The organism is Cognaticolwellia beringensis, from assembly GCF_002076895.1.
Classification (GTDB): domain Bacteria; phylum Pseudomonadota; class Gammaproteobacteria; order Enterobacterales; family Alteromonadaceae; genus Cognaticolwellia; species Cognaticolwellia beringensis.
In genome coordinates, this window is sequence record NZ_CP020465.1 from 4,351,552 (window position 1) to 4,376,405 (window position 24,854).

Below are 24,854 nucleotides of genomic sequence, written 5' to 3' on the forward strand. Positions count from 1 at the left end.
TTAACACAAAACCATAATTCCTCACGACATAAATCGGTAACAAAAGCTAACCTGATACTTGGAAATTAAAGCTCATTTTTTGTTTGAATACTTTTATTCATACGACACTTTAGCTTTGTTTTTTAACCTATCTCTAAAAACAGGATAACGGTTATAAGTCGGATAGCACTCAATGGTAAAAGCTTTCCACACAGTTTATCGTATTCAAGATACAATCAGTAATATTGAATTGAATCAATATTACTGATTGGTAACTAAGTGGACCTGCATAACACACAATCATATCCGGTCTGAGCTAGTAGAAAACGATTTCACCTTAAGGCTTATCTGAAGAAATGGGTTAATGACTTGTCTGATGATAAAAGCGAGCATAAATAATTTTAAACTCGTCTTTGAAAATAAACCCTATTCAATACCAATGTATTTATGAACTTGTACCGATAAACGCCAGTTGTTTTCAATACAGGTGGCAATCGCAAGTTCAGTGGCACGCTGTTTTTGGCTTATAGGCTGTAAGTATATTTGTTTGTTCTCTACTTTATGCTCAGCTAACAATGCCTTTAAGTCGTCAACATGTTGCTCAGTGGCTACTGGGTGTTTAATTTCATTAGCACGTTGCATAGCACTGGCTAAAATTTTATAGCCGCCGCGCATATTTACTTTAGGTGAAACCGTCACCCAACATTGCTCAGACACTCTGATTTCAAAGGTACCTGAAGTTTCGACCTGACAGCTATAACCTTGCGCTTCAAAATATAAACACAACTCGGTTAAATCTACCATGCAGGGTTCGCCGCCGGTGATCACAATATGTTTAGCTTTATAGCCCTGCTGACTAAATATTGCAGCCATATCATCTAACGATAAGTTCGACCATTGTTCGGTCTCTTCCGACTTATCTAAAAGTGTTTTGCTTGGGATCTCTAACTCAGGATGAATATCCCAAGTATGCTTGGTATCGCACCAAGAACAGCCTACTGGACAGCCTTGTAAACGAAGAAATATTGACGGTTGGCCGGTAAATGAGCCTTCGCCTTGTAGTGTTTCAAACAATTCATTTATTTTATAACGTGTGGTCATTACTTTAATGCTTAGATAATTTCGAGTAGAATGCGCAAGTTTTTATTATACCTCAAGAGACACGAAATATGAGCAATAAAGTGGTAGTAATTTTTTCCGGTGGCATGGACTCATTCACCGTTCTTCATCGCGCTTTAAAAGATGGCAAAGAAGTTTATGCCTTAACGTTCGATTATGGTCAAAAGCATGTGAAAGAAATTGCTTGTGCCAGCAAAGTTTGTCAGCAATTAGGTGTTGCTCATAAGGTTATTGATATTTCAGCGATAAACCAGTTATTAGCGGGTTCATCTTTAACGGATGATATCGATATTCCTGAAGGTCATTATGAAGCCGAAAGTATGAAATCAACGGTAGTACCTAACCGAAATATGATTTTACTGTCACTGGCTGTTGGTTATGCGGTATCTGTTAAAGCTTCACAAGTCTATTACGGTGCTCATTCTGGTGACCATGCGATCTACCCTGATTGTCGACCTGAATTTGTCATGAAAATGAATGATGTTTGCAAAATTGCTAACTATGAAGCCGTTGAAATTTTTAGCCCGTATTTAACTAACAGTAAATCAGATATTTTAACTGATGGTTTGAACATGGGCTTGAGCTACGATGACACGTGGACTTGTTACAATGGCCGCGAAAAAGCCTGTGGTAAATGTGGTGCATGCCAAGAGCGCCTTGAAGCTTTTGCTGACAATAATGTGACTGACCCTTTAGCCTATGAATAAAATGTCTGACTTGATGTAGTTAAGACCATTTTAAAAGCAAAAAGGGACAAATAAATGTCCCTTTTTAGTATCTCAATCTACCTATTACACTTCGCAAAGTTAGACAGTATTTATATCTACTTAGATTTTAACTAGTAAACAAAGTAGCATGCAATCGCTCAACAACTTGGTTAGCATCTGCTTCTGGTACCAAGAAGCAAAGGTTGTGATTACTAGCACCATGACAAATCATGCGAATATTGAAATCATTCACTTTATCAAAAATACTGCTACCAACACCTTTAGTGCCATGAATTTTATTACCGATCACCGCAATTAAACTCAAGCCATGTTCTACGCTGACTTCACAAAGTTGCTCTAACTCTTCTACAACCGCTTTAGTGAGCAAGGCTTGTGTAGAACCATGTGGGTTGTCAAAGGTCATCGCAACACTGATTTCACTCGTAGTAATTAAATCAACACTGAGTTGATGTTTAGCCAAAACGGTAAAGACCTTCGCTAAAAAGCCACTGGCATGCAGCATTTGTGGGCTTTTAACTGTAACCAGCGTTTGTTCTCTACGTAGCGCTATTGAACGATAAGTCGGATTAGATTCAACTTCACGCTGTATTCTTGTACCGCCGGCATCAGGTTCTTTACTCGAACCAACAAAAACAGGAATATCTTGCCGCATGGCCGGTATAAGCGTTGCTGGGTGAAGAATTTTAGCGCCAAATGTTGCCATTTCGGCTGCTTCACCAAAACTAATTTCATTAATTGAACGCGCTTGATCTGTTATACGAGGATCGGTTGTGAAAATACCCACTACGTCTGTCCAAATACTTAAATTACTGGCTTCAATAGCTTCTGCTAACAATGCTGCACTATAATCAGAACCACCTCGACCTAATGTTGTCGTGTTACCTTGTTGATCGCTACCAATAAAACCTTGTGTAACGATAACTTGCTCTGTAAGCAAGGGTAGCAGCAATGCTTTAGCATTAGCGGCTAATTGGGTTAAATCAACTTGGGCTTTGCCATACAAGTTATCGGTTTTCATAACTTGACGTGCATCAAAGTAATGACCATTAACACCGACAGTTTGTAATACTTGAGCAAAGATACGTGAACTGAATTGTTCACCAAAACTTAAAATTTCATCACTGTTTTTCGTGGTATGTTGCTTTGCTTGTTGCTCCGCAAAACCGCGTAATGAAGTTAATAACGCTGATATTTCATTATTAATATTTTCTTGGCTGGTAAAGTTTTTAGTTATCGCAAATTGAATATCTGCGATATTAGTAATAATTTGTTCACGTTCCGTGGAAGAAACACCAGCTTGACTTAAGCGTACTAAATGATTCGTTACCCCAGCACTTGCTGAGACCACGACTAAGCGGTTAGTGGTATTTTTTTTAATAATATCCGCGCAACGCAGCATGGCTTGATAATCAGCAACACTGGTGCCGCCAAATTTTGCAACGGTTATATTTTTGGTGCTAACTTGTTCAACATTAACAGACATGTAAGCTCTCCAAGAATGTTGTTGGCAGAACGTTAGCAGTTATACAATGGCATAAAGTTTCGATGGTATTAACATCCGTTTCTAACGGCAGAAAATAACAGTTTAACATAAAAATTCTTCCTAAAAGCCTGTTTACTGAGTGATATTTAGTAAAATACAGTAAATTATGCAGGCAAATAAATAAAAGGAAGAGCATGACTGAGCGTAGAGCGAATAAGATTAGAATAATCAGTTATTCAGACGGTACTATTCAGCCAGAAGCTCTCCACCCTATGCTAAAAACGTGTTTTTAGCGGTGACAGCCCTAAGGATTCAGCCCTAGCGACCGAATGTGATAAGTCCCATTATCAACATTCTCGGCAATTGTCCCCCTTAGTAACAATCAAAGGATGGGCTCCTCATGTTACTTACCTGGCAATTGCGCCTCTTCTGGTGCGAAAATTATCATAAAACTTGTAAGTAAAAAATGAAAAATACTCAGTAAGTTAATGGAAAATAATTTCTAATTTTCAGCGTCGTTATTTAACCCTATCTAAATATAAATATCAACAGACTTTTAGACGTCCAAACAAATTAATTAACTACAAAAATAGCTGCTGCTAAAAAGTCACTTACTTGTTATGCTTCAATAGCTTGAAATAATTCACCTATTTGGAATTTTTAATATGGATTTATTTTTACTTAAAAAAATTATCAGCTTAATGATAATGCCACTTAGCATTATCGTTTTACTGCTAGTTGTTGCGATTTTATTTTATCGTATTAAGCCAAAATTCAGTTTTTTCGCGTTGTTAACGGCAACCACTTTATTAATATTAACTACCCTGCCACCTATTTCAGACGCCTTAATGACACCATTAGAAAATAATTATCCAGCCTTTACCCGCAGCAATAAGCCAGTAGATTATATTATTATTTTAGGCGGTGCTCACACCACGGTTGAAGGTTTACCAGCGACAAGTCAGTTAAAATCTAGTTCGCTAGAAAGGTTAGTTGAAGCTATCCGTATCTATCGATTACATCCTGAGGCACAAATAATAACCTCAGGATTTTCTGGTGGCGATGTCAGCTCAAATGCGCAAAAAGTTAAGCAAGCGGCTGTTTTATTGGGGGTACCCGCACATAGAATTATCACCGAAAACTATCCAAAAGATACTGAAGAGGAAGCAGAGTTTATAGCACCACGAGTACTAAATAGAAATGTAGTTTTAGTCACTAGTGCTAATCATTTACCTAGAGCCATGGCCTATTTTGAAAAATACGGTATAAATGCGATCCCTGCACCGGCCAGTCCCTGGGTGAAGAAAAACGGACTGACTCCATGGCAATATTACTTACCGAGTGCAAAAAAATTGCAACAAACTAGTACCGCTTGGCACGAAACATTGGGCCGCATCGTGCAATGGTTTAAAAGCTAACTGCTGACTTAATCAATAAAGTTCAGCGATATTCCTCTGTGATGAAATATCTTCATCAAAAGTGCACTCATCTTTCTCTTTAGCAAAAGAAAATAACCCTGAGCTTACGCAGGATTATCAATATCAATAAATTTAGCTTCAACGGGTAAATGTTGATTAAAATGCTCAGCTAGTGCTTTAGCACCATAGCGCTCGGTGGCATGATGGCCAGCACAATAGAAATGAATATCCATTTCGCGCGCAACATGAGTCGTTTGCTCAGACACTTCACCACTAATAAAAGCGTCTATGCCCTGCTCTGCGGCCAATTCAATATAACCTTGACCACCACCACTGCACCAAGCAACGGTTTTAATCGCTTTATTCGAAGGTGCAGCTATATGCAAGCATGTGCGATTCAGTTGCTCACTAATTCTTTGCTCAAGCATTTTTGGACTAAGTTCGGCACTGAACTCACCACGTACCGCCACACTCAAGGCATTGCCCACTTCTAGTGGTGCAACATTGTCTATGGAAAATAATTTTGCTAGTTGTGCGTTATTACCCAAGGTAGGATGAATATCTAACGGTAAGTGATAAGCAAATAAACTAATATCATTTGCCAGTAAAGCCTTAATACGTTTATGTTTCATGCCGCGTATAACATAGCTTTCATTCTTCCAAAAAAAACCATGATGCACCACTAAAGCATCGGCTTTTTCCGCTATAGCTTGATCAATCAGCGCTTGTGTAGCCGTTACACCCGTAATCACTTTATTGACTTTATCGCGTCCCTGAATTTGAAGGCCATTAGGACAGAAGTCTTTAATTTGTTCAGGCTTTAACAAGGTATTTAAATAGTGTTCAAATTCATGAAGTTGCATGGGTAAATTATGACCTTAATTGGTAGATTTAGCTTGAGTAATAACTGAATATTAATTATTACTTATTTAATTTCTGGCTTGTTTTTTGATGAATTCATCGTGGGGACTTTTACGGGTTCAAAGCGCGGTCTAAGTTGCCACTTTGCTTTAATCGGTGTTAAAGGTAATACCCGTTTTTTTGCCACAATAACATACACTGAACCAAAACTTGGAAAGTAGCGTGACGCTATATTATGCCAATGGTTACTTAATACCCCCTGCGTTATTTGCCCAGATAATGTTGAATGTAAAAACCGCTGATCTAATTGTATTTCAAAACCCATTAAATGTAGCCAATCTTTAACTCGCATGGGTGAAAATAATCTTTCATTCCAAGGGTTTTTATGACGTCTGTAAGGTATAAATTGATTAAGACCGGCTAAACTAAAAGGATTGAAACCAGTGATCACTAGATAGCCGTTCGGTATTAACACTCGGTTAGCTTCACGTACAACATGATGAGGGTCTAGTGAAAATTCCAATGCATGCGCTAATACACAGACATCAATACTGTGTTCCAATAAGGGTAAATCATCAATTTCAGCAACCAAATCGCAGTTACTAGGTTGATTGCTTAAGGTTAATTGATGTTTAATAGGACTTTCTGCGCTATCAATTTCACCACTTAAGGCACCAATTTTTAGCAAATGATAACCAAAAAATTTAGACCACCAAGGTGCCAATGTTTGATTAATATTAGCGACAATGAGCTCACCATTGGGTAAATGCTGCCAAGATGTTGGATAATCAGGACGCCTAAACGCGAGTGCTGGCTTCATTATATTAAACAGTTGAAAAAATCAGTATAATCATATCATCAGTATACTCAGGAGCCGCACATGCAGCAAACTCAAAGCACCACTATTATGAAAGTTTCCATGATAAAGGCCTTTTCAGATAATTATATTTGGGCAATTTCATCAAACGCAAGTCAAAACATGGCCTTAGTCGACCCAGGTGACGCCAATGTTTGTATCGAATTTATTGAGCAACAACAATTACAGTTATCAAGTATTTTGATCACGCATCATCACGCTGACCATGTTGGTGGTATTAGCAAACTTGTTGAATATTGTAAAAACAAACAATGGCCATTAACCATTTATGGTCCAGAGAGTGAAAGCATTCCACATTGTGATGTAGCGCTTAATGACAGCCATACTGTAAAGTTGGCCGATTTAGGTTTCGAATTTTCCATTATCGACCTTCCCGGACATACCAGCGGCCATATTGCTTATCTATCGCACGACAATTTATTTTGTGGCGACACCTTGTTTTCTGGCGGCTGTGGTAGACTTTTCGAAGGTACACCAAGCCAAATGCTCTCATCATTAGAGAAGCTTAGTGCATTGCCTGAGCGCACTCACGTATATTGTGCACATGAATACACTCAAGCAAACCTTAACTTTGCCCTAACCGTTGAGCCTTGTAATAGCGAACTAGTTCATTATTACAATCAAGTACTACAAAAACGCGAACAAGGCATAGCTACTATTCCGACATCTATTATGCTTGAAAAGAAAATTAATCCTTTTTTACGTAGCCATGAGCCTAGTTTAATGACCAGCGCTAGTGAATACAGTGAAGTTAACGTTGGTGATAAATTGAAAGCCTTTACTATTATTCGTGCTTGGAAAGACAATTTTTAAGGCGTTTTTATCGCACAAATCTTGAATAACAGCACTAAATAAGTGACACTGGCACCAAGTAAATTTAAAAAGACATTGCATGAAGTATAAAACCTTATCTATCGCAACCGTACTATTATTGTCCGGTTGCCAATCAATTTCAAATCAAAACGAATCGAACCAACTTGAAGCTAACTCAGGAAATCAAGTACTTATAGACGTAGCTTCAGCAGGAGATATTAATCAGGCATTACTGGTTGATGAAGCCATTGACGTTATTCATCCGGTTGCCGATGGCAATGTCGACCTTGGAAATGACGATCAAGAAAGCTACTTAACCGATGATGTTTGGCAAAGAATTCGCAGTAAACTTCAATTTACAATACCAGAGAATCCTCGTGTCGCTAGTCAAAGGGCTTGGTTTGTTAAGCACCCTACATATTTAAATCGTGTTGCAAAACGGGCAGAGCCTTTCTTGTATTACATCGTTGAAGCTTTGGAAGCGAACGATATACCTATCGAAATTGCTTTATTACCTATTGTTGAAAGCGCATTTGACCCTTTTGCCTACTCCCATGGCCGAGCGTCTGGCATGTGGCAATTTGTACCTGGTACAGGCAAACGTTTTGGCATGAAACAAAATTGGTGGTATGACGGACGCCGAGATGTTGTTGCTTCAACCCAAGGTGCTATTCAATATTTAAAATATTTAAACAAATTTTTTGATGGCGATTGGATGCTTGCATTAGCAGCATACAACTCCGGTGAAGGTCGGGTAAGACGAGCAGTTAGAAAAAACCAAAAGAAAAACCTTCCGACCGACTTTTGGTCTCTAGATTTACCCAAAGAAACGCGCGCCTATGTGCCTAAATTATTAGCGTTAGCTGACATTGTTAAACGTAGCGATGAATTAAAAATTAAATTGCACGAAATTGATAATAGCTCGGTGATCACCCAAGTTGATATTGGTTCACAATTAGATTTAGCCAAAGCCGCACAATTAGCCGATTTAACTTTAACAGAGTTGCAACGACTCAACCCAGGCTTTAACCGCTGGGCAACCGACCCTGACGGCCCACATCATTTATTGCTACCCAATCATAAAATAGCTGCATTTGAGCAAGGCTTAGCAAAATTAAGCAAAAAAGAGCGTTTAGCTTGGCAACGATATAAAATTAAAAGTGGTGACAGTTTAGGTAAAATCGCACAAAAATTTAATACCGAAATTGATTTGATCAAACAAGTAAATAACGTTAAAGGTAATCAAATTAGAGCAGGTAAATTTTTATTAATACCTGTTGCTACGGCTTCATTAGATAGTTATTTGTTGTCTCAAAATCAACGCTTAGCAAAAACACAAAATAAAGTACTGGCTGGTGAAAAGCGCATTCATATTGTGAAATCAGGAGATACTTTGTGGGATATAGGTCGTGCCTATAAAGTGTCGACCCGCAGTATTGCAAAATGGAATGCCATGGCACCTAGAGACACTATTAAGCCTGGACAAAAGTTGGTTATTTGGCAAAAAACTGACGTTAAAGCACTTACGGCTAATACCCTAACACCGAGTGAACAAGCGATAATGCGTAACATTAATTATCGTGTGCGAAAAGGTGATTCATTTGCCCGCATTGCTGATAAATTTAATGTCACGATAAAAGATATAGAGCGATGGAATAGTCTTAATCGTGAAAAGTATTTACAACCAGGGCAAATGTTAAAGCTGTCTGTTGATGTAACTAATAACATTTAACGCAGTTTATTTACTAATGCTTAGCAAAACTTTGTGCATTGATTTGTGCATTGAGTAACCATTACAAAGTAAGAAATCAGCAATGAAAAACGCTAACTAGGTTAGCGTTTTTTTTGTCATAAATTTGAGAGCTTCGATTGCTTATTTTTGTACTCACCTTACTTAGAGTTCTTAAACTTATTTAATGCTCTTTATTCTAAGTATGACTAAAAATTACAAAGCCTTAGAGTTACTATTACTTAATTATAGTTCTGCAACACCCTGAGTAATAATATTTTTCGTTTGATTAACAATATCCATTAACGCTTGTTGATCGAATGCTTTAATTCTTGGCGTGTGAATATGACCGACCGGTAAGGTTAAGTTATGTTGGTCTCGAAGTAGAATACTACGGTATGAGATTTCATTAGACAAATAGCTTCCGCCTGAGCCACTGACTGAAGTTTGTTTAATTAAGTCAGTTAGTGTTTGACCGTTAAATGTGCCACCAGACAAGGTCGAGACTGTACGATTATCATTAATCTGATACTTACCTGCCCCTTTTAACATTGACGATATAGGTAAACTAAACTCAACGAATTCTGGCCCGCGTAATTCAGCGTGATTTAACCGAGGTACCAATGGGTTACTTTTTGTCGCGCCTGTTAACACGTTAAGATTGTCTGGTGCGTTGGCACTGCGTCTTAATGCTGGGTAACGCTCTAAATCAAAATTCTCTCTGCCCATGCTAACTGTTATAACCATATCAACTGACTTTTCAGCTATATAAGGGCTTAACAACTCTTCTATCATGCCTTGGTCAAAATCTGCAAAACGCACTGGCACAATTAACACTTCTATCTCAGCCGTTTGCCCTTCTAGGCTAACCACTAGGTCATCTAACGATAATGCAACAACCCCTGAAGGGTTGCTCTGGTCAATATATCTGTCGAGGAAAAAGGGATCAAAACCCGTCAGTAATATTTTTTTATCAGCTTTTTTATCAAATTTTATATCCATTTGACCACGCGATAATAACTCAAGTGACCATAGCAATTTGTGTTGCTGATTTTCGAATAATTCGGCAAAAGCAGATGAAGAACGTAACGCTTTGCTCATCTGTAAGCGCGCCCAATACAGAGGCCTATCGTCATAATCATTTAATTGATTAAAAGACTTTTTGGCATCAGTCCAAAGCCCTGAGCCGTGACGAATAATTAATTGTGTCAGCACAGTGTAGTTAGTGGCTTGATTGATCTGATGGGTAAACTTTTCCACACGTGAAGATAGTCTTGTAGCGACATGAGGTAGTTTTTCTATTGCTGTATCAATACGTAACTCTTCAACGGTTAGCTCATCAAAGTTAATGGCTTCACTATTGGCAGATAAACTGCAGCTAAGCGATATGGCAGCGACAAAGGCTTTAATGCTTATATTATTTATAGTTTTTAACATTTATTGCTCATAATTATGATTAAAATGATAATAAAATAGAAAAATTCTTTTATTTTCATTGATATACTATTTTATTTCATCAATATACTAAAGTATCTATTTGATTAAAACTAGCGATTATTAATCTCGAAACATGCACTTTTTAGTTTTTTTTCAAATTAGAGTAAAAATACTATTGATTTATTATCAAATACTGTCAAAGTGTCATCACAGCAGTACAGCTGAGCAATAATTATTTCTGTAAACATAATCATGTTTACCACGAGATAACAGCGCATAGTACGTTTCAGTAATCATTCTCAAGCGTATTCATCACACAATTTGTCATTAAAAAATATAAAGGGGTAGCACTTCAATGTGTTCGATATTTTGTATATTAGATATTAAAACGGGTGCAGACGCACTTCGTCCTAAAGCTTTAGAATATTCTCGCTTACTTCGTCATCGTGGTCCAGATTGGTCTGGAATCTACAACAATGACAATGCAATTCTTGTCCATGAACGCCTGTCAATTGTTGATACTGAACATGGCGCACAACCTTTGTACAACACGGATAAAACAAAAGTTTTAGCGGTTAATGGTGAAATTTACAATCATAAAGCTTTAGCCAGCCAACATACGCCTGACTATCCTTTTCAAACGGCTTCTGATTGTGAAATTATCATTCCAATGTTTGAAAAGTTTGGCACTGATTTTGTCGACAAGCTTCAAGGCATGTTTGCCTTTTGTTTATACAATGAAGTCGACAATAGTTACTTAATTGCTCGTGATCACATAGGCATTATTCCACTTTATACCGGTTATGACGCTGAAGGTAACTTCTATGTCGCGTCAGAAATGAAAGCATTAATGCCAATTTGTAAAACGGTAGCTGAATTTCCTCCAGGGCATATATTAGATAGCCGCGTGGGTAAAGTTGAAAAATATTATCAACGCAACTGGCAAAAATACTCTGCAATTAAAGATAACAACACCAGCAAAGACAAAATACGCGAAGCATTAGAAGAGTCTGTAAAAAGCCATTTAATGACTGACGTACCTTACGGTGTATTACTTTCTGGTGGTTTAGACTCATCATTAATTTCTGCTATTACGCAAAAGTTTGCTGCTAGACGTATCGAAGAAAACGACTTGTCTGAAGCATGGTGGCCTAAAGTGCACTCTTTTGCTTGTGGCCTTGAAGGTTCACCAGATTTAGTCGCAGCAAAAACCGTTGCTGATAGCATTGGTACAATACATCATAGTGTTGTCTTTACTGAACAAGAAGGTATCGACGCACTTAAAGAAGTTATCTATCACCTAGAGACTTACGATGTAACCACTATTCGTGCTTCTACGCCTATGTATTTAATGGCGAGAAAAATAAAAGCTATGGGTATTAAAATGGTACTTTCTGGTGAAGGTGCTGATGAAATTTTTGGTGGTTATTTATACTTCCATAAAGCGCCAAATGCTCAAGAGTTTCATGAAGAGTTATTACGTAAGCTTGACCGTTTACATAAGTTCGATTGCCTTCGCGCTAATAAATCAATGTCAGCTTGGGGCATTGAAGCACGGGTACCATTTTTAGATAAAAACTTTATGGATGTTGCCATGCGCATCAACCCTGAAGATAAAATGTGTGGCAATGGCAAAATGGAAAAAGCTATTTTACGTGAATCATTTGAAGGTTATTTACCTAAAGAGATTTTATGGCGTCAAAAAGAGCAATTTTCTGACGGTGTTGGATACTCGTGGATCGATGGCTTAAAAGCCTATGTAGAATCACAAGTAACTGACCAACAGCTTGCCAGTGCTAGCTTTAAGTTCCCAGTAAATACACCAGACAGTAAAGAAGCTTACTTTTACCGCTGTGTATTCGAAGAGAATTTCCCATTAGCCACTGCGGCTGATTGTGTGATCGGCGGCAAATCTGTTGCTTGTAGCACACAAGAAGCATTAGCTTGGGATGAAAGCTTTACTAACATGGCTGATCCGTCAGGACGAGCGGTGCAAAGTGTGCATAATGATAGTTACTAGCACTGTCTAATTAAGATACTTTATTCCACTAGAAGAAAAACCGACTTATTAGTCGGTTTTTTTGTACAAAATATACGAATTATTATAAAGTTACTCTTAACTGTAACTTATATCTATAAGATTAATTTTAATTTAATAGATATTACCCCATTGTTAGTAGGACGCTCTCTTGTCAAAACGTGAAGAACCCGAAATTCCAACGATTAATATCGACCAAGATCAAGTTAAAATGGTGCGTGAGCCCGTGACCAAAGCACAAAAAACCGACAATGCGCGCGCAACACCGAAAACGACAAAGTCATCGACTTCTTTGCCAAAAACTTTATTGATGTTAATGCCTTATGTTGCATTAGCAGGTACGGCTTGGTATTTCTATCAACAGCAGCTTAACGTTAATCAGGTTTTAGAAACAAGCGCTGGGCGAATTCAACAGCTAGAAAACCAACTCTCGGCTACCGGTGAAGAAATGGGTGAGTCTACTATTGCTTTAAAAGTAAAGTTAGAAGCAATCAGTGAAAAAACAGAACTATTATTATCTGAGATGGATAAGCTTTGGGCATCTGCTTGGCGCAAAAATCAACAAGAAATTAAAGCGTTAAATTCACAAAGTATAAAATTGTCCGAACAACAAGATAAATTCACAAATTCAGTTAACCTACAAAGTAATTCAATCAGTGATTTAAAAGATAAGATCACCGCAACTGAGTTTTCAATTAATGCTGTCTCAGAGCAAATGATTGCTGTTAGTAGTTTAAAAGCCGAATTAAAAAAATTATCTTCAGAACTTAATACCTTAGATGCTAATTCAAAAAGCCGTGATAAACAGCAGATGTTTACTGCAACTACGGTCAATGAATTTGATACGAGCTTACAATTACTCTTAGAACGCATGGAGCGGCTAGAAGCGATATTAGCGAGTAAATCTTAGCTTTTTGCTGCCCTCCAAATAACTTGAATACCTTTGGATATTAAAAAAAGGCCATCAACTGATACTAGTTAATGGCCTTTTAGCTTAAGATAAATGCACGTTCAGGTATTTTCTATTAGGTATTATCTACCAGGTATTATACCAAGTTGATTATTTTAGTGTTTGAACAATGTCTTTAATCAATTGTGGACCTTGGTATATAAAGCCGGTATAAACTTGTACTAACTTAGCCCCAGCATCGATTTTTTCTTGGGCATCTGCACCCGAAGCAATACCACCGACACCAATAATGGGTAATTTATTATCAAGTGCTTTGGCAAGCAATTGGATAACTTCAGTACTTTTTTCTTTAACCGGTGCCCCACTTAAGCCACCTTGCTCATTACCAAAAGGTAAATGAGCGACTTTGTCGCGCGCTAATGTAGTATTCGTGGCAATTACCCCGTCAATATTATTGGCAATTAAACATTCAGCAATCGAGTTTACTTCTTCTGCGTTTAAATCTGGCGCTATTTTTACTGCAACGGGCACGTACTTGCCATATTGTTCTGCCAGTGCCGTTTGTTCGGCTTTTAACGCTGATAACAATTCGTTTAGTGCATCACCATATTGTAAAGAGCGTAAACCCGGTGTGTTTGGTGATGAAATATTTACCGTAATGTACGTGGCAAAGTCATAAACCTTTCGCATACAATGAATGTAATCATCTTTAGCATGCTCATCTGGTGTATCTTTATTTTTACCTATATTTATACCTAAAATACCGCTGTACTTAGCTTTTATTACTTGGTCAACGAGATAATCGACCCCTTTATTATTAAATCCCATTCGGTTAATAATGGCATTAGCTTCCGGTAATCTAAAAATTCGAGGTTTATCATTACCGGCTTGTGGCCGCGGCGTTACTGTCCCCACTTCAACAAAGCCAAATCCCATGGCTTCGAAAGCTTTAATACATTCACCATTTTTATCTAGTCCTGCGGCTAAACCGACGGGATTAGGAAAATTGATCCCCATAACCTCAACGGGCTTATTAGGTACGGTTTGCTTATAAAGCCTATTGAGTGGCGAAGCGCCGGTTGTTTTAAAGCCTTTAATCGTTAACTCGTGAATTACTTCTGGGTCAAATTTAAAAAACACTTTACGAATAGCTGAGTAGAACATAACACCTCTTTAATTAAATTTATTAATGCCCGAGCGAGAAACCGAACTAATACTAATCTCATTAATTATCTGATCATTTCTATTGGTTAAAACAACCAACGACTGCGTGATTTTTTTAATAATTAGAACAGCTAGTTATTAAAAAAGCACCTTATATTTGGCCGTTTTCCCTACGTATAAAATAGATCACCTATTTAATAAAATTGGTATAAACATAAACTTGGTGACAAAAAAATCCCCGCTCATGGCGGGGATCTTAACACTTATTTCACTGGGTCGCAGTGCAAACTTAACAACATTAGTTCTCGTAAGGCAACCGAGAACTTAGCAAACTCATGCGTTTTGCCAATTCTAAAGTCGGCCAAAATATGCTGCCAGCGCTCAAGTGGCTGAGCACTTTCGACGAGCCAAGTTTCCAACATGCTATCAACATCAGTAGAGTTTTTATTGCCACGTAGTATCACAGAAGTCAGTGAACGTTGCTGCCAATCAAGCTCTTCTCTGAATGACGCTCTTGCAAGCGCTTGCCAATGGTTAGAAACAGGTTGAGAAGTAATTTGATCTAAGAACCAATGTAGATCTAATCTAGCACCAAGTTTAAAGTAAAGGTCTGTTGCTAATTCAGTCGACACAGCTTCAGATTTTGAAATTTCTGCAAGGTCCATCACAGAGAACAAAGTGCTCAGTAATGATATTCTTAATGCGATTGAATCAGGCACCCCAGCTTTAACTAAATCATTTTCCACACGTTTAATCTGCGCAGCTTCTTTTTCAATCATGTAACTCGTTATATTGTTTGAAAGCTCTGCAAATGTTTCATGATAAAATGCAATAGATTGAGCAATATTGAACGACTTATTACGATGACGTAGGAACCAACGAGTAGCGCGACGCACTGTTCTGCGTAATTGAAATAGCATTTCTGTTTGAATAGAAGTAGATATTTTATTATCTAAATCGCTGATTTGTTTCCAAACATCTGAAAGTTCAAATACCGCACTCGCCATGGTGTAGCAATTGGCGATTTCTGACGTAGTTGCACCTGTTTCTTCTTTCATACGGTGCACAAAATTAAAGCCCATATCATTACCAATGTTATTGGCTAATTGTGTCGCTATAATCTCTGCACGAAGCGGATGATCTTGCATTTGAGCACTGTAACTAGCTTGTAACTGTTTTGGAAACGCTTCAATGAGTAAACTTTGATGATATTCGTTGTCGGTAATTTCAGGACAAACAAGCTCTTCTTTAAGTACCATTTTACTGTAAGCAAGTAACACAGCTAGTTCAGGACGTGTTAGACCTTTACCTAACGCTAAACGCTCAGCAATTTCTTCATCTGTTGGAATAAATTCTAACGCTCTGACTAGCTTGCCAGAACGGTCTAATTCACTAATAAATTGCGCTTGCTCTTTTAACTGTCCGCCGCCACGTAATTCAGTGATAGACAATGAGTGAGTTTGACGATAACAATCATCAATAACGATTTTACCTACTTCGTCAGTCATCTCATAAAGAATTTTATTACGTTGCTTAACGGTTAAATCACCGTTTTGTACTAAGCCATTTAATAGAATTTTAATGTTCACTTCGTTATCTGAACAATCAACACCGCCGGCATTATCAATCGCATCAGTATTAATTCGGCCACCTTTAGCGCCAAATTCAATACGGCCTAACTGAGTAAAACCTAAGTTACCACCTTCACCCACGATTTTAGCTTTAAGTTCTGCACCATTAATCCGTAAGGCATCGTTTGCTCTATCGCCCACCTCTAAGTGGGTTTCTTTCGAACCCTTCACGTAAGTACCAATGCCGCCATTCCATAACAGATCAACCTGCATTTTTAATATGGCTTGCATTAACTCAATTGGTGACATGGTTTGCTTTTGCGTGCCAAGCATTTTTTTAATTTGTGGCGTTAACTTAATTGATTTTGATTGGCGACTGAAAATAGCACCACCTTCAGAAATTAAGTCTTTATTATAATCATCCCACGTACAACCAGGTAAATTAAATAAACGTTCTCGTTCCACGTATGAACTGGCTGCATCAGGTGTCGGATCAATAAATATATGCATATGGTTGAACGCAGCTTGCAAACGAGTATGCTTCGATAACAACATACCATTACCAAATACATCACCCGCCATATCACCTATAGCAATACAGGTGAAATCAGTTGTTTGACAGTCAACATCCATTTCACGGAAGTGTCGTTTGACCGATTCCCATGCGCCTTTAGCCGTAATACCCATAGCTTTATGGTCATAGCCGACGCTACCACCTGAGGCAAAGGCATCGCCCATCCAGAAGTTATATTCGTCAGAAATAGCATTTGCGACGTCCGAAAAAGTGGCAGTACCTTTATCAGCAGCTACCACTAAATAAGGGTCATCTTCATCTAAACGAACAACATTAACGGGTGGTACAATTTCACCGTCAATAATATTATCGGTAATATCTAATAAACCACGAATAAAGGTACGGTAACATTCCTTACCAGCTTCAAAAATTTCTTTTCTATCACCGTCAGGCAGTTGCTTACAAACAAAACCGCCTTTTGCGCCTACGGGTACAATAACCGAGTTTTTAACTTGTTGTGCTTTCACCAAGCCTAAAACTTCTGTACGGAAATCTTCACGACGATCTGACCAACGCAAACCACCACGAGCGACTTTACCACCACGTAAATGCACGCCTTCAACTTGAGGTGAATAAACAAAGATTTCAAATGCTGGCACAGGTTGTGGCACATCAGAAATTTGTGAAGGTAATATTTTAAATGAAACGTATGACTTTTCACCAGTAACTGGATGCGGCTGGAAATAGTTAGTACGAATAGTGGCATTAACCATTTCAACAAAGCGGCGGATAATACGGTCATCATCTAAACTAGCGACATTGTCTAAAGAAGCCTCAAGACTAGTATGTACTTTCTCAAGCGCTTTTTCATTTGACTTTTTAGTTGGGGTAAAACGTAATTTAAAAAGTTTGATCAATAATTTAGCGATACTTGGGTAACGCGCAAAGGTATCTTCAATATAACTTTGGCTAAAAGTACCACCAATTTGACGTTCATATTTGGCATAAGCACGTACAATTGAGACTTCACGTCCGCCCAATTCAGCACCTAAAATTAAACGGTTAAAACCATCGTCTTCTAACTCACGAGACCATACTTTTGCAAAGGCGTCTTGGAATAAGCTTTGAACGATTTCTAGATTAAACTTGCCTTTACCCGTTAGTAGCATTGAGAAGTCTAAAATCCAGTAGACTTCACCGCTTTCAGTTTTTACGGCATAAGGGCTTTCACCGATAACACGTAAACCAAAGTTTTCTAACATGGGTAGAACATCTGACAAATGTAATGGTTCGCCCGAGTGAAATAACTTTAATTTTACAAAGCGGCTGTTAGCATCTTCTTCTTGTGGTTGATAAAACAACATTTCAAGTTGATTATCGACAGATAAAGCTTCAAATTTTTCGATATCTACGATAGCTGTACCGGGTAAAACTTCATCTTTATAGGCTTGTGGAAAGCTAGAATATTTTCTACTTAATGCTTTACCTTTAGCTTCGCCTTTATGCGAGTTTAACGCATCGGCTAAATTATCATCCCAGCTGCGTGCAGCATGGTTTAAATTCTTTTCAATTTCTTTCACATTAATGTCTGCTTTTGTCGAATTAACTCTAACGATATAGTGCGTTCGCGCTTGTGCGGATTCTGAGAAGTAAGTTGTAAACTCAACTTCTTCATCGCTGCCTAATGCTTCTTGTAGTAATTTTTGAGTGTTAACACGTAATGCGGTGTTGTAACGTTCACGTGGCACATAAACCATACAAGAATAAAAGCGGTTGAAGGCATCACGACGCATAAACAAGCCTGAATAATCACGCTCTTGCATTTGAAAAACACCCAAAACATTTTTCAATAATTCAGCGGGTGAACTTTGTAAAATTTCATCTCTTGGATATGTTTCAAGGATATTGATTAACGCTTTATAAGCATGGGTGCCAATGGCAAAACCTGAATCGGTACAAACGCCCATAACTTTAGATTTAATTAAGGGTAGATCTAAAGCGCTATTAGTATAGTAAGCCGAACCAAATAAACCAACAAAACGCTCTTCGCCAATAACATTACCTTTTTTGTCAAAGCGCTTAACACCAATATAATCAAGGTGGGCTGGGCGATGTACACGCGATTTAGCATTAGTTTTTGTTAAAACCAGTAAGTTTTTACCTAAGGCAATTTCTCGCGCTGATTCACTTAAGCCAGACATAAGACGTTCTTTAGTACCGTCATACTGGTTCATTAAGCCTAAGCTAGATTCAACATCAGCCGATAGCGCCATATCGCCTTCTAAGGTTTTGACATGATAAGAACGGTAGCCTAATAACGTAAAGTTATCTGCTAACATCCACTCTAAAAAGCTTACACTGTCTTTGTGCTCTTCATCAGAGCAAGGTAAATTAGCATTTTTCACCTCGTCAATAACACTACGCAAACGTGCTTGCATTGGCTGCCAATCGCTTACCGTTATGGCTATATCACTGACTACTGAGTGTAATTCTTTTTCAATACTTGTTAATACTTTCGCGTCATTTTGACGGTCAATTTCAATAAAAAATACGGTTTCCACCGACGTTGACTTGAACGACTGATCAACAGAAGGAGAAAGCTTGGTGATATTTTTACTTTTATCACGAACTATTTTTATTGGTGAGTTCAACATTAAATGCGGTGTTAGATTTAAACGGCTTAAAGCAATACGCACAGAATCGACTAAAAATGGCATATCTCTAACAATTATTTCGATGATGGTATGGCTAGATTTCCAACCATTTTTCGACACCTGTGGATTAAATACTTTAATCACAGGTTTATCATCTTGGTGATCGTTTAATGTATTCCAAAGACTTAGCGTGGCACCATACATGTCACTGTCATTTCTATGATCTAAATCTAAAGTTGAAATGTTTTTATAAAGCAGCTCTGCAAATTGCTTAACAAGAGGAGCTGTTGCCGCTGGAACTTTTTTTTGTATTAACTGTGCTACGTTCGAAAGTATCACTGAAGGTAAACCGTCTACTAACGCCATGCCTTTTTCCTTTTTGGATAAAACGCTTGAATAATTACTAATTTTTGAGTCTTGTAAAAGAATAGACTATAAACTTGATCTTATTGATAAACTCGGGCGATTGCGAGCACTATTTTAGATGCATTACTTTAAAAATAGCTTATTTATGTAACAGGCATGAAAACATTCAATTGTTTATTCATAAGTTATAAATAGAAAATGACCTTTCGGCCATTTTCTTGTTTATTTATGCATATTTATACGATCAATTAATTACAATTTATTTTCGCTCAGGCCATAGAAATGCAGCAATAGCTGGTAGTACCAGTACCGCTGCAATCATATTAACTAAAAACATGAAGGTTAATAATATGCCCATATCAACTTGGAACTTCAAATCAGAGAAAAACCAGGTTGAAACACCAATCGCTAAAGTCACACCGGTAATTAAAACTGCACTACCACGCTCTTTAAGTGCGTCAAAATAAGCACTTTGTACCGTAGCACCATTTCTGAGCTTAACACTCATAGTAGACAAGATATAAATACCGTAATCGACACCTATACCCACCCCTAATGCAATAACTGGTAGTGTTGAAACCGTAAGTCCTATATCGAGCGCTGTCATTAGCCATTGTGCAAGCGTTGACACGACATAAAGTGGTACAACCACGGCAATTGTTGCCCTTAAGCTTCTAAAGCTCAGTAAACATAAAATGATGACTGCACCATAAACATAAAGCATCATAGGGATTTGCGCTGCTTCTACGGCTTCGTTGGTCGCCGCCATTACACCGACCGGGCCTGATGCAAGCTTGAACGTTAAATTATCATTACCCAACTCGCTCGCGAGCACTTTAACTTCATCAACGACTCTAGTGATTGTTTCAGCTTTATGATCTTCTAAAAATAAAATAACCGGCATTGCACTACAGTCGCTATTGAGTAAGCCACTTGAAGAGGGAACACGAGCAATTGATTGTACTAAGGTTTGTGGATTACGCGATAGCACACGCCATTTAGGGTTACCTTCGTTATAACCCGCGTTAACTATTTTTGCGATAGACGCTAAACTAACAGCTGACTGCACACCAGGCACATTTTCCATCCGCCATTGAAATCTATCAATAACGTCCATACGGTCGTAATAAGTACAGGCATCAGCGGTCGTTTCGACGATAATAGACATATAGTCGACACTAATGGCATATTTATCAGTAATTAAGAAGGTATCCTGATTATAGCGTGACTCTTCATGTAAAGATGGCGCACCTGCATGTAACTCCCCTATTTTCATATCTTGGGCGTTTATATATCCAACAATATAAAGTACCGCCGTTAACGCTAAAATAACCATGGCTACCTTACGCGTAGCGAAGGTAGACATAAGATGCCAAATGCTATCAGCACTAGAGGACTTTGGACCTTCCTTACTTACTTTATTTTTTGGCACCTTCATATAAGAAACTAACAGCGGTAATAACACTAAGTTAGTTAATATAATCATAGCAACACCCAAAGATGCCGTAATGGCAAGTTCGCGAATAATGCCAATATCTATAGACAACAAGGTCATAAAACCTACGGTATCTGAAAGTAAGGCGATACCGCCAGGGACTAACAAAACTCTAAAGCTTAATTGTGCTGCCTCTTTACTGGTCTTTCCATTATTAACCATTTTAGAGACCGAGTTAATCATTTGCACACCATGACTAACCCCAATGGCAAAGACTAAAAAGGGTACCAATATCGACATGGGATCTAATCCAAAGCCGAGTGTCGATAACATACCTAGCTGCCAAACAACGGCAATCAACGAACATGTTATAGGTAAAATAGTTAAAGCAAGTGAACGGCAAAACCAAAACACCATCAAGGTGGTAATGGCAATAGCGATAGCAAAAAAGGTCACTACCCCTTTTGCACCTTGTGCTACATCACCAACCATTTTGGTAAAACCAATAATGTGTATTGATATTTTATCTTTTTCAAACTCACCACGAATTTCATTTTCCAATTGTCCGGCTAGCACAATACTATCTAACTTTTCTCCGGTATTGGGGTCAATTTCCATCAACGAGGTTTTCACCATCGAGCAACTATAATCGTCGGCAACAATGCTGCCAACAATGCCGGCTTTTTCAATATTGCCTTTTACAATTGCTAGACCCGCTTCATCGGGTTGAAAGTTGGCAGGAATTACCGGTCCACCCGCAAAGCCATCTTCGACTATTTCAACAAATCGGGTGCTGGGTGAAAATAAAGATTTAACCTGAATTCGGTCAACACCCGGAATAAAAAACAATTTGTCATGTACGCCTTTTAAGGCGGTAAAGAATTCAGGGTTGAAAATATCATCACTGGTATCACACACTGAAATTAATACGTTATTCGCACCGCCAAAGTTTTCCCTATGCTCAAGATAGGTCTTCATATAACTATGATTCAGTGGAATGTGCTTGGTAAAGGCGGCATCGAGCTTAATTTGTGTTGCTTGAAACAATAAAAATATACTGGTCAGAAGAAAAAATACCAATACAGCTAATCGACGACGAAAGAGCGTTGCTTCGACAACATTAATAATAGAATTAAATTTCATGACAGTTACTTCGTTACGTTAATAGTTTTGATGCCAACATCAGAGACGGCAATAATCTTATTCTTATACCAAACACCTGCAATTAGTGCTTTACCATCTTTTAGAATATGCTTGTTAAATGTAGCACCATCATCACGGCTTTCTAACAATACTCCGTTATTTCCCAGTATAAATATGCGATCATCATCAGTAAGTACAATAGCACTTAATAATGCAGTCACATCGCTCTTAGTTTCTTGCCATGGCGTACCATTTCGCAAACTGCGAAAAATATGTCCGCGTAAACCAACCACAAGTAAGTTTCCTATTTGTGTCCGCTTTATATCGTAAAATGAGCCTGGGTAGATCTCATCAAGCTTCTCCCAATTCACGCCAAAATCATTACTTTTTGCAATAAGGCCAATTTCTCCAGCTAAATATAAGGTACGACCGTCGGCTACTACGCGATTGAAATGTGGCAATATACTACTTTGTTCATCTAAATATGCTTTTTCGTCTTGCAGTTTGAGCTCTGCTAAGTACGTTTGATCTTCTGGAAAAAGAAATTCGTTATGATATTCGATTTCCCAATGCTTGCCGCCATCTATAGTTCGATAAAACAAGCCATAGGCGCCAATGGCTATCCCCCTATTTTCGTCAGAAAATAGCACATCCAATAATGGTTTTTCGACATGTGGTAGATGCTGTTGTATCTGCCATGACCTGCCGCCATCTTTTGAAGATAAAATCGTTGCATCATGACCCACTGCCCAACCATTCAATTCATCGATAAAATAAACAGCAGTTAAAGTAACTTGTAACGGTACTTTAGCTTGTTGCCACTGCACACCATCAGTGGACACTAGAATATGACCGCGTTCACCAACAGCCACTAATGTAGACTCGTTAATTTTTGTAATATCGAGTAAAAGTGACTTGCTCGCCAGAGGAGCAATGATCGCGTCTTGCGGTTGCGCATTGAGAATAGGGATAGTAAGAAAACTGAGTAAAATAACGAGAAGACGCATAATTAACTATATTAGCTCCATTTATTTGGACTAAGAGGCCTACATGCCTCAAATTGATATATTAAGAAGAGTTAGCCAGAATAATGTCCAGCACGTTCAAATTCTCCTCCTTCTTTAGTTTAGCTAAAATCAAGAGGAATGAAAATTAAATAACCGTTTGAAAACTTTAAAACAAAAACGGCTAGCACCAGCCAGCCGTTTTATCAAAGTGTTGACTTATCTTCGCCCTTCACGACGTAATGCTGAAGACGTAAAATCAACATCCTCTAAGTCAGCAGAGAAGTCATACATATTCGCTTCATTATCTAAGCCCATCGCGATATAACGTCGAGATTGTAGATCATGAAATACTTCTAAAGTTGACCACTGGGTTGGTACTTCATAGTAATTAATACCATGAGCAACACCAACACGATATAATTCATCTCGGTTATCATAAATGTCGGTAACCGCTACTTGCCAGCTATCTTCATCGATATAAAATACACGTTTTTTATAAGTATGTCGCGTATCTGATTTTAAGTTAGCTTCAACCACCCATACACGATGCTTCTCATAGCGAACTAGTTCAGGATTAATATGACCCGGTTGTAATATTTGATCATATTTTAAATCATCACTGTGTAAACGATAATCGTTATATGGAATCAACAATTCTTGCTTGCCTTTTAATGTCCAGTTGTAACGATTTGGCGCACCATTAAACATATCAAAGTCATCGGTTGTTCTTAAACCATCTGACGCTGTACCTGGTGCGTCATAAGCAACATTTGGCGCACGACGAACACGACGTTGACCTGTATTATAAGTCCATGCTTGGCGAGGTGTTTTTATTTGATCCATGGTTTCATGAACTAATAATGCTGTACCGGCTAAACGTGCTGGCTCTGTAACCTTTTGCTTAAACTTAAACAAAATATTAGTTTTCTGCAGCTCTTCAGCTTTAACACCTTTAACGCCGTAAGGTATTAGTAATTGGTCGTCAAATCCCATGTAGGTATAATCACCTGACGCCGTTGGTGCAGCTTGACCGCCTTCACGCACTATTTTTTCACCGCGATAGCGCAATATATGGTTCCAAATAGCTTCTAAGCCATCTTTTGGTACTGGAAATGGAATACCAATTGCTGCTTGAATAATACCATTACCACCTTCAACTAATTCTGTTCTAGTCGCATTTTCCAAAGTTGCTTGATAAACATGCTCTGGATACGATGCTGAACGACGAGATTGGTAAACACTCATCTTGTATGTATCAGGGTAAGTTTCAAATAACTTAATTTGGCCTGGCGTTAAGATACTTTTATATTCTGCAAGGTTCTTAGCCGTAATGGTATACATCGCTTTATCGGCAGCAAAAGGATCAATATGATGGTCGCCTACTTTGTAGCCTGCAGGTGCTGACTTAATGCCACCGGTCCATGCTGGAATAGAGCCGTCAGCATTCGCTGCACGCACAGCACCAAAAGGTGTTAGTTCTTTTTCTAATTTAGCCGCGTCTTGCTGACTAATTTTTGCAGCAGCACCACTTGATGCTAATGCAACGGTTACCGCCACTGATACTAGCGTTACCTTTTTAAAAGTATTTTTAAAAATATTTTTCATGAA

Annotated in this window: 16 protein-coding genes and 1 riboswitch; of the genes, 6 read left to right on the forward strand and 10 right to left on the reverse strand. The window is 38.2% G+C overall.

Annotation, left to right across the window (positions count from 1 at the left end):
* Positions 1–405: 405 nt before the first annotated feature.
* A complete protein-coding gene (queE, locus tag B5D82_RS18320; RefSeq protein ID WP_081153730.1) occupies positions 406–1,080 on the reverse strand; it encodes a 7-carboxy-7-deazaguanine synthase QueE in 675 nt (224 codons plus the stop codon).
* 68 nt (positions 1,081–1,148) lie between these two features.
* On the opposite strand from queE, the gene queC reads away from it, so the two are divergent.
* Positions 1,149–1,805 (forward strand): 7-cyano-7-deazaguanine synthase QueC, encoded by a 657-nt coding sequence (gene queC / locus B5D82_RS18325; protein ID WP_081153732.1) that lies wholly within the window; start codon positions 1,149–1,151, stop codon positions 1,803–1,805.
* Positions 1,806–1,932: 127 nt separating this feature from the next.
* Here the strand turns inward: queC and lysC are convergent, their stop codons facing one another.
* The gene (gene lysC / locus B5D82_RS18330) at positions 1,933–3,309 is read right to left on the reverse strand and encodes a lysine-sensitive aspartokinase 3 (RefSeq protein WP_081153733.1); all 1,377 of its coding nucleotides are present in this window, start codon (positions 3,307–3,309) and stop codon (positions 1,933–1,935) included.
* A 250-nt stretch (positions 3,310–3,559) separates the two neighbouring features.
* Positions 3,560–3,746: riboswitch (Lysine riboswitch) on the reverse strand.
* A 228-nt stretch (positions 3,747–3,974) separates the two neighbouring features.
* Here lysC and elyC point away from each other — a divergent pair.
* On the forward strand, positions 3,975–4,727 hold the full coding sequence (gene elyC, locus B5D82_RS18335; RefSeq protein WP_081153735.1) for an envelope biogenesis factor ElyC: 753 nt from the start codon (positions 3,975–3,977) through the stop codon (positions 4,725–4,727).
* Between the two features lie 104 nt (positions 4,728–4,831).
* Here elyC and B5D82_RS18340 read toward each other — a convergent pair whose 3' ends face one another.
* Both B5D82_RS18340 and B5D82_RS18345 read right to left on the reverse strand, forming a co-directional pair.
* Positions 4,832–5,590 (reverse strand): Nif3-like dinuclear metal center hexameric protein, encoded by a 759-nt coding sequence (locus tag B5D82_RS18340; RefSeq protein ID WP_081153737.1) that lies wholly within the window; start codon positions 5,588–5,590, stop codon positions 4,832–4,834.
* Between the two features lie 62 nt (positions 5,591–5,652).
* The gene (locus B5D82_RS18345) at positions 5,653–6,408 is read right to left on the reverse strand and encodes a class I SAM-dependent methyltransferase (protein ID WP_081153738.1); all 756 of its coding nucleotides are present in this window, start codon (positions 6,406–6,408) and stop codon (positions 5,653–5,655) included.
* Positions 6,409–6,492: 84 nt separating this feature from the next.
* On the opposite strand from B5D82_RS18345, the gene gloB reads away from it, so the two are divergent.
* Both gloB and B5D82_RS18355 read left to right on the forward strand, forming a co-directional pair.
* The gene (gloB, locus tag B5D82_RS18350) at positions 6,493–7,278 is read left to right on the forward strand and encodes a hydroxyacylglutathione hydrolase (protein ID WP_172820686.1); all 786 of its coding nucleotides are present in this window, start codon (positions 6,493–6,495) and stop codon (positions 7,276–7,278) included.
* Between the two features lie 79 nt (positions 7,279–7,357).
* Positions 7,358–9,010, forward strand: a complete 1,653-nt coding sequence (locus tag B5D82_RS18355; RefSeq protein WP_081153742.1) for a lytic transglycosylase — start codon at positions 7,358–7,360, stop codon at positions 9,008–9,010.
* Between the two features lie 243 nt (positions 9,011–9,253).
* Here the strand turns inward: B5D82_RS18355 and B5D82_RS18360 are convergent, their stop codons facing one another.
* Positions 9,254–10,444 carry a C15 family peptidase gene (locus tag B5D82_RS18360; RefSeq protein ID WP_081153744.1) on the reverse strand — a complete coding sequence of 397 codons (1,191 nt, stop codon included), beginning with the start codon at positions 10,442–10,444 and terminating at the stop codon, positions 9,254–9,256.
* Between the two features lie 355 nt (positions 10,445–10,799).
* On the opposite strand from B5D82_RS18360, the gene asnB reads away from it, so the two are divergent.
* A complete protein-coding gene (gene asnB / locus B5D82_RS18365; RefSeq protein WP_081153746.1) occupies positions 10,800–12,464 on the forward strand; it encodes an asparagine synthase B in 1,665 nt (554 codons plus the stop codon).
* A 169-nt stretch (positions 12,465–12,633) separates the two neighbouring features.
* The gene (locus B5D82_RS18370) at positions 12,634–13,392 is read left to right on the forward strand and encodes a hypothetical protein (protein WP_081153748.1); all 759 of its coding nucleotides are present in this window, start codon (positions 12,634–12,636) and stop codon (positions 13,390–13,392) included.
* Between the two features lie 150 nt (positions 13,393–13,542).
* On the opposite strand, the gene pyrD is transcribed toward B5D82_RS18370, so the two are convergent.
* From pyrD to B5D82_RS18395, 5 genes are all read right to left on the reverse strand, one after another.
* Positions 13,543–14,556 carry a quinone-dependent dihydroorotate dehydrogenase gene (pyrD, locus tag B5D82_RS18375; RefSeq protein ID WP_081153750.1) on the reverse strand — a complete coding sequence of 338 codons (1,014 nt, stop codon included), beginning with the start codon at positions 14,554–14,556 and terminating at the stop codon, positions 13,543–13,545.
* 263 nt (positions 14,557–14,819) lie between these two features.
* Positions 14,820–19,661, reverse strand: a complete 4,842-nt coding sequence (locus B5D82_RS18380) for an NAD-glutamate dehydrogenase (RefSeq protein WP_081153752.1) — start codon at positions 19,659–19,661, stop codon at positions 14,820–14,822.
* Between the two features lie 259 nt (positions 19,662–19,920).
* Positions 19,921–22,239, reverse strand: a complete 2,319-nt coding sequence (locus B5D82_RS18385) for an efflux RND transporter permease subunit (RefSeq protein ID WP_081153754.1) — start codon at positions 22,237–22,239, stop codon at positions 19,921–19,923.
* Between the two features lie 5 nt (positions 22,240–22,244).
* Complete coding sequence (locus tag B5D82_RS18390) at positions 22,245–23,246, reverse strand: WD40/YVTN/BNR-like repeat-containing protein (RefSeq protein ID WP_081153756.1); 1,002 nt, start codon at positions 23,244–23,246, stop codon at positions 22,245–22,247.
* 216 nt (positions 23,247–23,462) lie between these two features.
* The gene (locus tag B5D82_RS18395; protein ID WP_081153758.1) at positions 23,463–24,851 is read right to left on the reverse strand and encodes a DUF1329 domain-containing protein; all 1,389 of its coding nucleotides are present in this window, start codon (positions 24,849–24,851) and stop codon (positions 23,463–23,465) included.
* Positions 24,852–24,854 lie beyond the last annotated feature (3 nt).